Source organism: Nitrospira sp. SG-bin1 (assembly GCA_002083365.1).
Lineage (GTDB): Bacteria > Nitrospirota > Nitrospiria > Nitrospirales > Nitrospiraceae > Nitrospira_D.
In genome coordinates this window covers 45,120-60,314 of record LVWS01000047.1, presented here as the reverse complement: position 1 = coordinate 60,314, position 15,195 = coordinate 45,120, and the positions used below count along the sequence as shown (strand labels likewise).

Annotated in this window: 12 protein-coding genes and 1 tRNA gene; 5 read left to right on the top strand and 8 right to left on the bottom strand. The window is 54.8% G+C overall.

All coding sequences use genetic code 11. The features are described from left to right. Positions 1 to 414: 414 nt before the first annotated feature. The 6 genes from A4E19_10955 to A4E19_10930 all read right to left on the bottom strand — a co-directional run bounded on the left by A4E19_10955 (position 415) and on the right by A4E19_10930 (position 7,959). Positions 415 to 834 carry a hypothetical protein gene (locus A4E19_10955; protein ID OQW30067.1) on the bottom strand — a complete coding sequence of 140 codons (420 nt, stop codon included), beginning with the start codon at positions 832 to 834 and terminating at the stop codon, positions 415 to 417. Between the two features lie 32 nt (positions 835 to 866). Continuing rightward, entirely contained in the window at positions 867 to 1,361 is a 495-nt protein-coding gene (locus A4E19_10950; protein OQW30116.1) for a hypothetical protein, read from the bottom strand. Between the two features lie 169 nt (positions 1,362 to 1,530). Beyond that, entirely contained in the window at positions 1,531 to 3,576 is a 2,046-nt protein-coding gene (locus A4E19_10945) for a hypothetical protein (protein OQW30066.1), read from the bottom strand. An 83-nt stretch (positions 3,577 to 3,659) separates the two neighbouring features. Further along, positions 3,660 to 6,332, bottom strand: coding sequence for a glucosidase (locus A4E19_10940; protein OQW30115.1), 2,673 nt, complete (start codon positions 6,330 to 6,332; stop codon positions 3,660 to 3,662). 267 nt (positions 6,333 to 6,599) lie between these two features. Beyond that, positions 6,600 to 6,785, bottom strand: a complete 186-nt coding sequence (locus tag A4E19_10935) for a hypothetical protein (protein OQW30065.1) — start codon at positions 6,783 to 6,785, stop codon at positions 6,600 to 6,602. Positions 6,786 to 6,930: 145 nt separating this feature from the next. Then, complete coding sequence (locus A4E19_10930; protein ID OQW30064.1) at positions 6,931 to 7,959, bottom strand: hypothetical protein; 1,029 nt, start codon at positions 7,957 to 7,959, stop codon at positions 6,931 to 6,933. A gap of 81 nt (positions 7,960 to 8,040) precedes the next feature. On the opposite strand from A4E19_10930, the gene A4E19_10925 reads away from it, so the two are divergent. The 4 genes from A4E19_10925 (at position 8,041) to A4E19_10910 (ending at position 11,102) form a co-directional block, all read left to right on the top strand. Further along, positions 8,041 to 8,670: a dephospho-CoA kinase gene (locus tag A4E19_10925; GenBank protein ID OQW30063.1), complete on the top strand. Its 630-nt coding sequence runs from the start codon at positions 8,041 to 8,043 to the stop codon at positions 8,668 to 8,670. Positions 8,671 to 8,690: 20 nt separating this feature from the next. Beyond that, positions 8,691 to 9,614, top strand: coding sequence for a thioredoxin-disulfide reductase (locus A4E19_10920; GenBank protein ID OQW30062.1), 924 nt, complete (start codon positions 8,691 to 8,693; stop codon positions 9,612 to 9,614). A 59-nt stretch (positions 9,615 to 9,673) separates the two neighbouring features. After that, positions 9,674 to 10,861 (top strand): hypothetical protein, encoded by a 1,188-nt coding sequence (locus A4E19_10915; GenBank protein ID OQW30061.1) that lies wholly within the window; start codon positions 9,674 to 9,676, stop codon positions 10,859 to 10,861. A gap of 151 nt (positions 10,862 to 11,012) precedes the next feature. Next, positions 11,013 to 11,102: transfer RNA gene (locus tag A4E19_10910), tRNA-Ser, on the top strand. A gap of 422 nt (positions 11,103 to 11,524) precedes the next feature. Here A4E19_10910 and A4E19_10905 read toward each other — a convergent pair. Then, positions 11,525 to 13,048, bottom strand: a complete 1,524-nt coding sequence (locus tag A4E19_10905; GenBank protein OQW30060.1) for a hypothetical protein — start codon at positions 13,046 to 13,048, stop codon at positions 11,525 to 11,527. A gap of 70 nt (positions 13,049 to 13,118) precedes the next feature. On the opposite strand from A4E19_10905, the gene A4E19_10900 reads away from it, so the two are divergent. Then, positions 13,119 to 14,444 carry a hypothetical protein gene (locus A4E19_10900; protein ID OQW30059.1) on the top strand — a complete coding sequence of 442 codons (1,326 nt, stop codon included), beginning with the start codon at positions 13,119 to 13,121 and terminating at the stop codon, positions 14,442 to 14,444. Positions 14,445 to 14,488: 44 nt separating this feature from the next. Here the strand turns inward: A4E19_10900 and A4E19_10895 are convergent, their stop codons facing one another. Continuing rightward, positions 14,489 to 15,142, bottom strand: a complete 654-nt coding sequence (locus A4E19_10895; protein ID OQW30058.1) for a hypothetical protein — start codon at positions 15,140 to 15,142, stop codon at positions 14,489 to 14,491. Between the last annotated feature and the right edge of the window lie 53 nt (positions 15,143 to 15,195).

Genomic DNA, 15,195 nt, shown 5'->3' with positions numbered 1-15,195 from the left:
CAAGGAGAACATACGCAGTCAAGTAAGGCCATTATTCGCGTGAAGGATGGAACACCTTGTGGGTCCGTAAAATCGCCGGAATCGTCATTCGCGGTGGACGACGCGGAAGCTATCGCGGAGTGAGGCGAGAATCAAGTCCCGGTTCTTCACATTTCTTACAATTGAGATTGGTACCGACATACCGCTCCCGTCCAGCTGGAGTAAGCACCCACGGACGATCTGTAAATGGAGGTTGGTGCCGTACATGCTGTCCATGACCACAGGCCAGATCGGCGACCCAGTCGCCCTGGTCATCTTGATGATATCCGATGATCGGCTGTTGCATGACCAATGATTGTCGTATTACACGACGGACATGAGACCCATGATGATGTCCCGGATGTGGTTCCTGTTAGAGCTTCCCTCCAACCTTCGTTACCGCTTCTCGAACGGCATTTCCGGCCGTTGAGTGGCAGAAATATAGGTCCAGTGCTTGTATTCGTCTTGATCGAAACTTCCAACAAAAATGACCTCTCGATCGAGGTGACGAAACTCTGAGAGGTGCGTTCGGCAGCTCAGTGAATCGATGACACGCGCATCGTACTGTCCGACGACATAGATCTTTGCGTTGGCTGCCTGATAGACGTTACGGCGACCGGCATACCCGGTATCCGGAAATAGTTCGGTGGAAGAAGCACAGCCATTGGCCCCGTTGACGTGCATCGTGAGATTAAATCGTTGAAGGAACGGATCCGTTGCCGTCCTCTCAATCGTCAGCCGAAGTCGTGCCGAGGTGATTTCAACCGTAGCAGGCTCAGGGGTATTACTGTTACACCCGGTACAGAGCAGCACCATACAGCTCAAAACGGTCGCCCATGATGACACGTTCACTTCGGCGCAGGAACCTTCGAAGCTGCACCGATCGCGTCGAGCCCATCTTGGGCACATGCATCATCCAGGTGAGCTCCCGGTGCTCCTCCAACTCCGATTCCCCCCACGATTTCGCCTCCAAGTTCGATGGGCAGCCCCCCGCCCAAAATAAGGATATCGCCGTTGATATCTCGAAGCGTCTGGAGCGTGGGAACTTTTGTGATGAGATCGGCCAATTCGCTGGTCGGACGCCGTGCACTGGCAGCCGTATAGGCTTTTTTCCGGCTACTATCGACCGTATGCGGTCCGGCACCGTCGGCACGCCCCATCGCACGTAAAATGCCTGCACGATCGACCACGGATACGCTCACTCGATACCCGTCTTTCTTGCAAGACTCCACCGCTGCCTGAATCGCTTTGCTGGCCATGCTGAGCGGTAACACGGACTCCTTCAGCAGCTCATCAGCGAACGTTCCGTACGGAGTGACAAGACATAAGACCAGCGTCGCCACCCCGGCAGTGATTCGCCAACCATTTTTTGTCCAGACGAATAAATCCTTCATGATCACTCCTCCCTGAGCGTCCCTTTTATCCAGACTACGGATGAGTACCAACTCTGTCAAGCCGGTGAAAAGGGAACCGTTTCCACTTTAATTTGAGTTTGACTCGATTAGACGAGGCTTATGCACAACGAGTGGAGCCGGCCCTTCCGCCCCTAATTGGCGCTCCGAGGTCTTCAACCAATGCACGGAGAGGCTCCGCGACGGACCAAGCTTGAGCTGGACAGCCTCGCGGAGAGTGCGGCGGGTCCCCGTCAAAAATTTCCGACACCTGCCCGATACAACCTTCGTGTAGGTGGGCTTCTATTCCTTTCAGAAACGATCTTGCCTCAACCTTCGTCTTGGCAGTGGACCCATATGTTTTCACCCATGCCGTGACGAGGGCACCCAAGAGAAACGGCCAGACGGTTCCCTGATGGTAGGCGCTGTCTCGTTCCATCGGGCCACCTTCGTACCGAGGACGATATCGACTATCCTGTGGAGATAACGTTCTCAGCCCCACCGGCGTGAGCAGCTGCTCTTTTACGATATGGAGAACCTGCTCGGCCTGCGGTCTCGTCACCAGACCGTCGCACAGAGCAATCGCGTAAAGCTGATTGGGCCGGATTGATGCATCGTCGCCATCCGGTCCATCGATGGTGTCATACAGATACTGCCCTTCCCGATACCAAAATCTTTTACGGAACGACTCCTCGGCTCGCGTTCGGATCATCCGGCAATTCGCCGCGTAGTCTGCCTCGGCAAACCGAGTCGCCAAACGTTCTCCGATATCCAATGCTTTGATCCACAAGGCCTGAACCTCAACCGGCTTCCCATGCCGCGGTGTCACGACCCACTCCCCGATTTTCACATCCATCCAGGTAAGTTGACTACCGGGCGTTCCACCCGTGATAAGGCCATCGACATCCATATGAATGTCGTATCGCGTGCCGTGGCGGTACCCGTCGAGAATCTGCTTGATCACCGGCCAAGCAATCGATCGGACACGTTTCGTGTCGTGGCTGTACGCGAGGTACCGCTCGATGGCATAGACGAACCACAGCGACGCATCAATCGTGTTGTATTCTGGCTCTTCACCACTATCGGAAAAACGATTGGGTACCATCCCGTCCGACACATGAGCGCAGAAGGCTTCAATGATTTGCCAAGCCACGGCCCGTTTACCCGTCACGAGACACAGCCCGGGAAGCGAGATGAAGGTGTCCCGTCCCCAATCCGTGAACCAGGGGTAGCCGGCGATCACGGTCTGTCTTTTATCCCGCTGGACCAGAAAGACTTCTGTAGCCTGCCGTAATGCCTCGATCAGCCGATCCCTATACAATGGCGCCTTGCGCCATGTTGTGCGCCTGGCACGTTCTCCTCGCATCAGTCGAACCACGTCGAGGTGATCGAGATCTTCGCTGGTGAATGTGAGTGTCTGTTCCTTTCCTGCTCTCAGCTCGAACGAAAACTCTCCCGGCGACCACCAATCTTCCTGGAAATCAAGGCCTCGTTGCCGCTCGACAGAATATTCGAGACACCGATACCAATCGGGGGCATGGCGATAGGCTCCTGAGTGAAACGCGCGCACGGCCGGGACACCGCTATATGGCTGCCAGATCACCGATTCATGTTTGATCGCAGCGCGCGTCGACAGAATGCCGTTCTCGCGGTGCAGAGCGTGGTAGCCTCGACCGGTCAACATCGGCCGAACTTTAAGAACCACGAAACCGCCCTTAAGGCCTATCAATTTCCATCGAACGATGACCAGGTCCCGACCGCGAACGCAGAAGATTTCGCGTCGAATTCGAACCCCGTTATAGATAAAGGTCCATGTCGGCCAGGGAAGCGTGGAAAATTCACAACAATGGGTATATCCGTCGGGATATATCGCTCCCGGATAGAGATTCGTCGTGAGCGAGCATCTATCTTCGTCGACGCTCAGCCACTCTTCGACGTGATTGACCAGCACATATCGATCGCTGGGAGGTCGACGCGCCGTCATCAACAAGGCATGATATCGTCGTGTATTGGCCCCGGCAACGGTACCCGAGGCAAATCCTCCTCGACCGTTCGTCTCCAACCATTCAAGGCTGAGGGCGCGATCGAGGTTCTGACAATCGGTTTGCTCCACCATCTTCCCTCTCACCTTAACCGGTGTGGAAACTTGGTTTTCGACGGTGCGCATGCGATGTACACCGTACGTTATCGTGATTCCCTTGGATCCTGGGAAGGGGTTGCACCAGAGAAAAACCCGCGATTTCTGCCGTCCTATTCTCCCGACTGCTGAATCAACTTTGCGACAAGCCCTGTCCATCCCGTCTGGTGGCTGGCTCCAATCCCCGCTCCATTATCGCCATGGAAGTACTCGTAGAAAAGAATGGCGTCTTTCCAGAACGGATCTTCCTGAAACTTCCTCGTTGCCCCATAGACGGGACGTCGGCCGTCGTTGTCTTTGAGAAAAATATGTGTCAGCCGTCGAGAGAGCTCGGACGCAACTTCGTTCAAAGAAACAAATCGGCCGGAACGTACCGGATATTCAACCCGGTACTCGTCACCGAGGTAATAGTGGAATTTCTGAAGCGATTCGATCAACAGATAGTTGACCGGAAACCAGATTGGACCTCGCCAATTCGAATTGCCCCCGAAGAGCCCCGTGCTCGATTCAGCAGGTTCATAGTCCACGCGATACTCCATACCCATGATGGAAAGCACATAGGGATGGTCCTTGTGGTAGCGCGAGAGCGCCCGGATGCCGTACGGCGAGAGAAATTCTTCTTCGTCGAGCATGTACCGCAACACCGACTTGAGTCGCGTGGGATTGACCAGCGACAAAAACCTGCGCACCCCGCCATCATGGGAATGCGCCTCGATGTGCGCGCTGAAATCTGGCCGATTTTCGATGAACCACTGCATGCGGTGCTTAAACCGGGGAAGGCTGTCGATCAATTCCGAGTCCAACGTTTCTACGGCAAACAGCGGGATCAGCCCCACGAGAGAGCGCACTTTGAGCGGAAAGGTCCGTCCATCGGGAAGATGCAGCACATCATAAAAAAAGCCGTCTTCTCTGTCCCAGAGCTCGATTTTTTCGCCGCCGATATTGTTCATGGCTCGGCAGATATACACGAAATGTTCAAAAAACTTGCTCGCCACGTCCTCATACGCTCGATTGTCACGTGCCAACTCCAGAGAGATCGACAGCATATTGAGACAATACATCCCCATCCAACTTGTCGCATCCGACTGTTCAATATGGCCACCCGTCGGCAATGGAGCACTGCGATCAAAGACGCCGATGTTGTCGAGTCCCAGAAATCCTCCTTGAAAAATATTCTTGCCCTCGGCATCCTTTCGATTCACCCACCAGGTGAAGTTCAAGAGCAGCTTATGGAACACTCGTTCGAGGAAAACCCGATCACCGACTCCTCTGCGTTTCTTTTCGATCTTGTACACCCGCCATGCCGCCCAGGCATGAACCGGGGGATTTACGTCACCGAACGCCCATTCATAGGCCGGAATCTGACCGTTCGGGTGCATGTACCATTCTCTGAGCATCAGGATAAGTTGCTCTTTGGCGAAGGTTGAGTCGACAAGCGCGAGCGGAATGCAATGGAAGGCCAAATCCCAAGCGGCATACCAGGGATACTCCCACTTATCCGGCATGGAGATCACATCGGCATTGTAGAGATGGGTCCAGTCCGAGTTGCGCCCACGCAGCCGTTCATGAGGAGGATCCGGCATCCCTGGATCACCGACGAGCCAACGCTTCAGGTCATAATGGTAGAATTGTTTGCTCCACAGTAATCCCGCAAATGCCTGTCGTTGTACACGCCGTGCATCATCAGATAGATCCTGGGGAGCCAGCTCATTATAAAATTCATCGGCTTCCCGGATACGTCGCTTAAAAACGTCATTGAACACTCGAACTGTGAATCCAGCCGAATCCGTACTGTTAGTAAGACATAGCCGAATGACTTCCGATGCCCCGGCAGGCAATGAAAGCTGGTAGAAGGCGGCGGCCTTGGAGCCGACCTTCTCAGGATTGACCGCCTCCGCTTGATTATGGATCACGTAGTCATGAAAACTGTCCTTCACGTATCTGGCGCCATCTTGATCGCCATAGAGGCGCCGGGTATTCGTTTCATTTTCCGTAAAGAGTAACGGAGGGCTTCCTTCACACCAAAGGCGTCGCTCACCATAATACTCGTGATCCAATTCAATCACGCTCATCCCATCACCGGCTTTTCCTTCACGCATTCTCGGCCGACGAGCATCAATTCCCCACGACCAGGTATTCCTGAACCAGAGCGTTGGCAAGAGTGTCAGTTCGGCGCGATCCGGCCCTCGGTTCGTGAGTTGAATGCGGATGAGGAGTTCCTCAGGTGTCGCCTTCGCATACTCCACCATCACATCGAAGTAGCGATTCTCGTCAAAAACTCCGGTGTCGATCAGCTCATATTCCAACTCCCCACGTCTACGGCCTCGACTCTCGTCTACAAGCCTGGCATAGGGAAACCCTGCCTGTGGATACTTATAGAGATACTTCATGTATGAATGTGTAGGCGTTGAATCTAGATAAAAATAGTATTCTTTAACATCTTCGCCGTGATTTCCTTCGTTACCGGTCAAACCAAATACCCGCTCCTTCAGAATCGGATCGTGTCCATTCCAAAGAGCGATGGCAAAACAGATGTATTGGTGACGATCCGATATCCCGGCAAGCCCGTCTTCGTTCCATCGGTAGGCCCGCGAGCGAGCATGATCATGAGGAAAAGCTTCCCAGGCCGTTCCGTATGGACTGTAGTCCTCACGCACGGTTCCCCAGGCGCGCTCGCTCAAGTACGGCCCCCATCGCTTCCAGTGCCGCTTCCGGACAGCGTCTTCGCCAAGCCGTTGCCGCTCGGCGTTGAGAGGAGTTTGGGAACGAGAAGATGTCCGAACTATTTTCCGCACTGGACTTTTACCGTGAGCACGTTAGTCGCCGCAGAACCTACGATGCACCCCTTGCGGACAAGAATCAAGCTGGCGGTCGCATGACGCAAGGACCTGGACCATTCTACTTCTCGGTCTCGGAGTGGTTTACCTGAAGAACGTATTAGTCGTGGGTCGATGAGAGAGCAAGAGCCTTACAGGGAATCATCGATGATGAGGGGAGCAGCTCAGTTTATGGGGGAATTGCTATGAAAAAACGATTAGCCGAGAAATCGAATCCTAACTCCAGATAACTCGTTCCTGATTTAAGAGATAGTCAATGACTTCGATGCTGTTCCGCATCTGGATCTGGGCTTGTTCAGACATCGGAAGTACGGCTCCGACCAACTTGCCGGATTCCATATCCATGAGCGAGGGGATGCCTTCACCCGACGGCTTTTCAAGATTGCTACGGAAGCTAGCCAAGGGAGACCTCCTGGTTGAAACTTTCTCGGCGCGATTACGGTGTTACTTGAGCTCAGGAATGATCCGGAAGCGCGTGTATTTAAGCATACCATGCGCATTCCTCCCATCAGGAGTGCCTTCTATCTCATTGTTTTGAATGGTCTTATCAGCGACTTTGTGTCGGCACTGGAATGGGGGGAAGCGCTCCGAGGTACCCAAACGATCCACGATTGACTAGAGTGGTATCGGGCTTGAGCCGGAAGTCGTCATGCTCGACATCGACAAAAAGCGGATCAACCGTCATGTCGGATTCAGCCTGTAGCTCCGGCGCATAAACGTTTTGAGGCCCGGTTCTCATATAGTTTACATCGCAATTAAACAACGCGTTGTATGAGGTTTTGGTCTGGCTCGAAGCGGCGATAAGAAACCCGACTTTATTGAGGCTGAGGATATTTGCCGCCGCCTCAATCGTCGCTGAGTCGAGGAACGCCGCCCCACCACCATTCTTAACCAGAGTATTATTGATCAAGACCGCTTTTGCCTGGTCACTGATCACGACGGCCTCGAATAAACTTCTGGTGACGATATTGCGCTCAAGGCGAACCGAAGATCTGCCGGTCACGTTCACTCCGTAATCGTTGTCATGAATGACATTTCCCGTCAGAAGGACCTGAGAATCAGAAAAGTGAACGCCCGTCGTCTCACTCCCCCCGATCACACAGTCTTCGATATGGACATCCTGCACCTGCTGGCCGAAGACCATTCCGTTCACACGAACTTGACGTAGCGTGATGTGGTTTCCGTTGAAGATGCCGACAGCGTGCCCCCCATGCTCGTTGATCGTGAGGCCGCTGATCTCTATGTCCGTTGCCCCATACGGCCACTTCCCCACATGCAACACCCCCACCATTTGGCCTCGTCCAAGCAGAACGACATTGTCGATTCCCTCACCGAGAATCTTAATCTTCTCTTTGCTGTGAATGGTCAAGTCCTGAGCATAAAAACCAGCCTTGATCACGACCGTATCACCCTTGCCGGCGCCGTCGACGGCCTCTTGAATCGAAGAAAAATCCCCTGAGCCATCGAGTGCAACCGTGATGGTACGTGGAACAACCTTCGTGCTGTCTCCCTCGGCCCAGCAGAACACAGTGGTACTGAAACAAAGACCGCTCACGAGAAGGACGACAAGCCGCATGAAGATTTTCATACAAGCTGACAGCTAACCCTGTCAATCACCCTTTGTGGGACGGCATACCGCATGATAAGCTTCGCCGCCATGATCCTGATCGGACTTACCGGAGGCGTCGCCACGGGGAAAAGCACCGTGGCGAAGATGTTCAAGCAATGCGGTGCTGTGGTCATCGACGCTGATGAATTGGCGAGAGAGGTCGTCCAGCCAGGCAAACCGGCCTGGCGAGACATTCTCCGCCAATTCGGAAAGATCATCTTAAACGCTGACCGCACCATCAATCGGCAAACTCTCGGGCAGATCGTATTTGGTGATCGTATGAAGCTTCGCCGACTTGAACGAATCATCCATCCTCGTGTGGCTCGGGAGCAGTCCCGACTGACGAGAGAAGCAGCTCACAGAAATCCCCGTGCCGTCGTGGTGTACGATGTACCCCTGCTCATCGAGGCCGGCATCGACAACCGCGTGGATCAGATCATCGTCGTGACCGCTGATCAAGAAACGCAAATCGCCCGCCTGAGGAAACGGAACGGCCTCTCACGAGCTGAGGCACTGCGGCGTATTAAGAGCCAGCTGCCCCTCGCGATGAAACGCCGACGTGCAGATTATCTGCTCGACGGAACTGTGCCCAAAAACAGGCTTCACCGATTGGTCAGACAAATTTTCCAGCAGTTACAGTCAGAAGCCAGCACACCCGGCTACCGTCCTCTTCCCTAGCTGTGATAGAGTCAACCGACATGCATAACGTTGCCATCATCGGATCCGGACCAGCTGGATTGACTGCCGCCATCTATGCTGCGCGGGCGAATCTGGCTCCCCTGCTCATCGAAGGCTGGCAAGCGGGCGGCCAGCTCACGACCACGACGGAAGTGGAAAACTACCCCGGTTTTGCCAAGGGCATCATGGGGCCGGAGCTCATGAAAGAGATGCGCTCTCAAGCGGAACGGTTTGGCACGTTATTCAAAACAGGCGATGTGACAGCCGTTGATCTCAAGAATCGACCGTTTAAGATTGTGGTCGACGGAGAACAGACAGTGGAAACGAAGACGTTGATCATCGCGACCGGTGCCTCCCCGATTACCCTTGGTCTCCCAAACGAAAAACGACTGTGGGGCCATGGTGTGTCGAGCTGTGCGACCTGCGATGGGTTTTTCTTTAAAGGCAAAGAACTGGTCGTCGTAGGCGGCGGAGACAGTGCGATGGAAGAAGCGACGTTTTTGACCAAGTTCGCCACCAAAGTATCGATCGTTCATCGTCGCGACAAACTTCGAGCCTCCAAGATCATGCAAGATCGGGCCATGAAGAACGAAAAGATCTCCTTCATCTGGAACAGTGTTGTCGAGGATGTGCTCGGTCAGGATGTCGTGACCGGGGTCCGCATCAAAAATATCCTCTCCGGAAAAGTTCGGGAATTACCTTGTTCCGGGCTTTTTCTGGCGATCGGTCATCGCCCAAACACCGCGCTCTTCACCGATCAATTGAAGATGGACGCCGCCGGCTATCTTCTGGCACATCACGGAACGGCCACCAATATCCCCGGCGTGTTCGCGGCGGGAGATGTGCAAGACTCCCATTATCGCCAGGCCATTACCGCAGCCGGAACGGGCTGCATGGCCGCCATCGACGCCGAGCGATTTCTTGAAAGCCTTGGCCAGGGCTGAGCTGACATTCAAAGGCATACCACCGTATAAGCTCCTTGATCCATTACTTGATGGTCCATATGCGCGCTGCCATTGCTCACTATCATGAGCTCGCTCTGAAGGGTCACAACCGAGACTACTTCGAACAATGCCTCATTAAGAACATTCGTACAGCTCTCAAGGACATAGCGGTCCGGCGGCTCGAGAACCTCCACAGTCGTATCCGCATCTGGCTTCCGCCGGAATCGCCCCTCGAAGCGGTTCGAAACCGGCTCAGACGCGTCTGCGGCATTGCCAACTTTTCACTGGGCCGTGTGGTTCCGCTCCAATTGTCAAACCCCAACCTGGATGCGCTCACAACGGCCGTCCTCGAAGAGATTGAGACACGATCGTTCACCACGTTCAGAGTGACCGCCAGACGGGCCGACAAACGCCTGACCTTGACTTCGATGGATGTGGAGAGAACCATCGGTGCAGCAGTCTGCGAGGCAAGAGGCAAGAAAGTCAGTCTCAAAAATCCTGATCTGACGATCTATATCGAGCTCCTTTCAAAAGAAGCGTTCTGCGCCACCGAAAAAATCGAGGGACCTGGCGGCATGCCGGTCGGCGTCAGCGGCAGGGTTGCTTGTCTTATTTCGGGAGGTATCGACTCTCCAGTGGCGGCCTATCGCATGATCAAGCGAGGCTGTGTGTCTACTTTCGTTCACTTTTCCGGACGGCCTTTGGTTAGCCGAGCCTCGGAGGAGAAAGTTCAGGATCTGGTAAGGAACCTCACCGCATATCAGTATCATTCACACCTCCATATCATTCCCTTTGGAGAGATCCAGCGCGAGATTGTCCTGAGCACGCCCGCCCCCTTCCGGGTCGTGCTGTACCGACGGATAATGATCCGAATCGCCGAGGAATTTGCGAGGAAGGAACAATGTTGGGCATTAGTGACCGGCGATAGCCTAGGACAAGTGGCCTCTCAAACGTCGCAGAACTTATGTGCGATTGAAGAGGCCGCGGAATTGCCGATTCTCCGGCCGTTGATCGGCATGGACAAACGCGAGATCATCGACGAGGCCAGACGCCTCGGCACCTATGAAACGTCGATAGAGCCGGACCAGGACTGTTGCAAGCTGTTTGTACCTCCCCATCCAAGCACTAAAACTCGGCTTGACGACGTGCACAAGGTTGAACGGCTGATCGATGTTTCCGCTTTGGTCAAACAAGGAGTGGAGAAGGCCGAGTTAATCCAGTTTGCATTCCCTCCATCAACTGCATAACCTATACACTGGTTTTGTGCGGAACCAAGGGGGCTGGGGAGTCATGGGAAGCCATTGCAAAACGGCATCGACCACGGTAAGCTCGGCGCACTCATCGAGCATGTTCTCCTCGCCCTGCTCGATACTCAACCAGCCGACGATCCGCCAGAACGGAGAGGTGCGAGAGCGGCCGAATCGGGCAGTCTCGAAAACTGCTGTCGGGGTAACTCGACCGTGGGTTCGAATCCCACCCTCTCCGCCATACTAACAGCCATGTCTGCTCAATTTACTAACCATCCAGGAGCTCATCGCCCTAAGAATAACAGGGAGGGGGTGGGATTCGAACAAGAGGGTTCGCGAGGGAAAGGTTCCCCCGAGCGGGGAGCATACGAGGGGGCTGGCCCCCTCAGTAGGAGCGTGAGCGGCACGGCGAACGCGACTTCGAATGCCCACCCTCTCCGCCACCCCAAGCTTGCTCGTACCGGGAGCCAGTTGATAGTTCTTGGCGACCGGATAAAACACATCAAGTGTTTTGAGAGTGCGCCTTCCAGCGAACGCGACTTCGAATGCCCACCCTTTCCGCCCTACCAAGCTTGCTCGACGCGGAGCCCGTATAATAAATCCTGGCGACAGGATAAACGCCCCTTATGTGGTTCTCGTTTTGACCCAGCATTCATCTTGTGCTCAGACATGGCGGTCAGCCTTCTCTCCAAGCACTCTGCGCAGTTCCACCATCGCCCAGGTATCTCGTGCGCAATAACGTAAGAGGGCGTCTCGTATCGCCGCCTGTTCCACCCAATCACTTTCGATGAATACCATCCGATAGTACTCCGCCGCCGCCTGTCCTCCCTCTTGAATCGCGAGATCTCCGTACCCGAGCGATGGCACCACAGCCGGCAAGACGGATTTGATCGAATACGATCCGTTGAAGGCGGGATGATAATAGTGACTCTTGATGACCGGAAGGAGATCCCAGAGTCGTTTGAGAATCGCCTTCAGCGCCGAGTTGAACTCCGAAAAGGTCTCCGCCAGCTGGCGAATGAGCGTTTCTTCGTAGCCTGAATAGACCACAATACTCCCTGTCTCCCCGAGCGATTCGATGAGACTTTCCACCCAATGCCTGCGAGGGTCCGACGCTTCGCCGTGCAGGAACTCCCGGTGCACCACTTCACCGGATTCCAATTCAATATGATTGGACCACTGAACCGGCAGAGACTGATAGGGCCTCGTCAAGGGAAACCGCGGGAGTGCCAGCATGACGGTTTCAGCATCGAGATGGTGAATGGGATAGCGGAGCGAGCGAAGGATCGGACCCAATCCCGATGAAATCCATTCGACGTTGTCCTTGACCTTTCTTTGGACATCGGACAGCCTCATTTCATCCGGAATGTCATCAATCATCCTGATGCCCTGTTGCACAAGCTGAGCGATGCTCTCTTTCTTGCCCGGCAGATGATAGACCCAGCGCAACGGCTTGTCTTTCGTGCAATGGGCCCAGAAGGGACATTCGTAGGGGGCCTTGCAATGCGGGCCAGCCTCGATTAGCGGAGCCTGCGGCTCAGACACAATCGCTTTCATGGCGGTCAGTCGCTCTGGTATCCGTCCTTGTCGAGCGCTCACCGCCTCTGATACATCTTCAATCGAGAAGAGCGCCTCGAGATCTACCTCGCTTCCCTGGAAGAGATACCCCGTGTCGATATGCATCAGGCAGGTCGCCTCAAGCCTGACTCCGGCCCCTTGAACGACGTGGCGTTGTATGGCGAGGTCATCGAGGTGGATCTCTTTCACTCTGGTCGAGGACTTCACTTCGATCAAACGCCAGGACGACGGTCCTTCCTCACGGTTCCGGACGCGCTCTAAAATATCGACGCGGACAAGAACTCCGTCATATTCGAACGCCCCTTCAAAGATGGCGAGGATAGCTGGGTCCTGAAGCAGCGCCGCGGTCTCAGCGATCGCCGTTTCTCGCTGACGGAATCCCGCTTTCACGAGGACGCCGCCACGGAAACGCTGCTGAGCCAGGACGCCGATCTCGGTGCCCATGTTCAGAATGGCCTGTGTCGACGCATCCGGCGGCGTGGCCAAGGCGGGTTGATGAATTTCCAGATACAGTCGCTTGTGACATTGCAATCCCGACAAAAATTTCGATTTCGACAAGCGCGGTGGGACAAACGTCGTGGAAGATCCGTTGCAAGAGTCCTTTATCATCATGCCATCCACGGTTCGATCAAGGATTTCTCACCTGGTCCCGGAAGAAACTCTGTTAGGATAGCGCTCCATGGGCAACGGTGTCACCCAGATCAGGCGATCCGTGCTGACGTTAGCGCTCCCTGTCACGCTCACCACGCTTCTGCAACGGGCCGAAGGCATCGTGGCGGTATTTCTGGTGGGCGGACTGGGAGCCACCTCGATCGCCGCGGTCGGCCTGGGCCAATTGCTGGCCTTCGTCGCCACGACGTTGGTCTCCGGAATTTCGGTTGGGACGAATGTGATCGTCGCTCAGCTATGGGGCGCAAGGCGCCGGCAAGACGCTGGAGAAGCGGCCCGTCACTTCTTATGGCTTGCGCTCGGCGTCTCGCTCCTGTTGGCCGGCCTAGGGATAGCCGGCAATCGGTTCGTCATGCAACAACTGGGCGCGGAGCCTCCCGTCATTGAGCTCGCCCTGCCCTATTCGACGCTCATCTTCCTCGTGATTCCCTGTACCGTCCTCATCCAAGTCTTGTCCTCCATTCTCCAGGGCACAGGCGATACCAAGACTCCTATGTATGGTCTGATCGGTGTCAATCTCCTTCATGGATTTCTTGCCTATCCTCTGATCTACGGACACTGGGGAGCTCCTGCATTGGGGTTGAAGGGTGCGGCAATCGCCGTCGGCCTCGCTGAAGCGACAGGCATGCTCTATCTTTTGCTGCGCTGTCGTCCCATCCTCAAGGAGTCATCCACACTCCGCCTCGATCTCATCCGATCGATCTGGGACGTCGGGGCCTCTGTGTCGGGCGAGCGAATCGTCCAGCAAGCCGGCATTTTTCTTTACACAAAACTCGTCCTGCTGTACGGCACCGTGGCTTATGCGGCTCACCAAGTCGGACTATCGATTGAATCCTTCTCCTTTCTCCCTGGCTATGGACTCGCGATTGCCGCCGCCACCATGGTGGGACAAAGCATCGGAGCCGGCAAATATACCAGGGCAAAGCTGGAAAATTTGGAAGCCAACCGGCTGGCCATGCTGCTCATGACCGGCATGGGGCTCCTTTTTTTCTTTTTTCCCTACACGTTGCTTCGTGCGTTCACGACCGACGAAGCGGTGATCGAACTCGGAACGATGTTCTTAAAGATCGTCGCCTTATTGCAAGTCCCGCTGGCTCTCACCATGGTGTTGGCTGGGTCGCTGCGGGGCGCGGGCGACACACGCTTCATCATGGGCGCCACGATGATCGGGATGTGGGGCGTCCGTGTCCCGTTGGCCCTGGCGGCCGCGCTCTGGGCACGTCACTCCGTGTTCTATATTTGGGCGGCCATGATCGCGGATTGGACCGTACGAATGGGGTTGTTACTCTGGCGATATCAGTCGGAACGCTGGCGGCAGATTCAAGTGATTCGGTGAGACATTGTAATCATCCATTGGTGACGTCCTTAAGAAGAGGCACATCAAGATTTGTTGGCATACACCAAACGTGACGCAGCCTTTTCATAGAGTGAGACGAATTCCTGCGAATTGAAGTCATACACCCATACATCCCCCGTTGAAATGGAGTAGACCCAGCCATGAAGTTCGACTTTGCCCTTGCGCAGCTGCAGGGCCACTGACGGATGTGTGCGCAGGTGCTCGAGTTGAACACGGACATTCTCATGGATCGTCTTAATGAGGCGATCGTTGCCTTTAAGATCAGCGTAAAGTTCTCGCATCAAGCGCCTGGTCGTTTCAACCTGGCCCACCCACTCTTTGACGGCCGGCAGATTTTGCACCTCCTCCGGATTCAACAATGCTTTCATGACGCCGCAGTCGGTATGGCCACACACAATAATATGGGGGGTCTGCAACACCGCCATCGCATACTCGATCGTCGCGGTCGTGCCTCCCTGCATCGAACCGTAGGGCGGCACAATATTCCCGGCGTTTCGTAGAATAAACAACTCGCCAGGATCAGCTTGCGTCAGGAGAGTTGGATCAACCCGAGAATCCGAGCAGGTAATGAAGAGCGCACGGGGAGCCTGGCTTTGCGACAGCCGTGTAAACAGCGCCTTTTTGTTCCCAAACACTTCACTTCGAAACTTCAAAAAGCCTTTGACAAGTTTTTCCATGGTCCAACCTCATCATCGTCCATACACCGTATAAAGCTATCCTGCTCAGGACT

What these genes read in the sequence shown, in the direction of transcription:
- A4E19_10955 (OQW30067.1), bottom strand. Translation starts at nt 834, where the DNA reads ATGGTGCTGCTCTGTACCGGGTGTAACAGTAATACCCCTGAGCCTGCT.
- A4E19_10945 (OQW30066.1), bottom strand. Translation starts at nt 3,576, where the DNA reads ATGCGCACCGTCGAAAACCAAGTTTCCACACCGGTTAAGGTGAGAGGG.
- A4E19_10930 (OQW30064.1), bottom strand. Translation starts at nt 7,959, where the DNA reads ATGCGGCTTGTCGTCCTTCTCGTGAGCGGTCTTTGTTTCAGTACCACT.
- A4E19_10925 (OQW30063.1), top strand. Translation starts at nt 8,041, where the DNA reads ATGATCCTGATCGGACTTACCGGAGGCGTCGCCACGGGGAAAAGCACC.
- A4E19_10920 (OQW30062.1), top strand. Translation starts at nt 8,691, where the DNA reads ATGCATAACGTTGCCATCATCGGATCCGGACCAGCTGGATTGACTGCC.
- A4E19_10915 (OQW30061.1), top strand. Translation starts at nt 9,674, where the DNA reads ATGCGCGCTGCCATTGCTCACTATCATGAGCTCGCTCTGAAGGGTCAC.
- A4E19_10905 (OQW30060.1), bottom strand. Translation starts at nt 13,048, where the DNA reads ATGATAAAGGACTCTTGCAACGGATCTTCCACGACGTTTGTCCCACCG.
- A4E19_10900 (OQW30059.1), top strand. Translation starts at nt 13,119, where the DNA reads ATGGGCAACGGTGTCACCCAGATCAGGCGATCCGTGCTGACGTTAGCG.
- A4E19_10895 (OQW30058.1), bottom strand. Translation starts at nt 15,142, where the DNA reads ATGGAAAAACTTGTCAAAGGCTTTTTGAAGTTTCGAAGTGAAGTGTTT.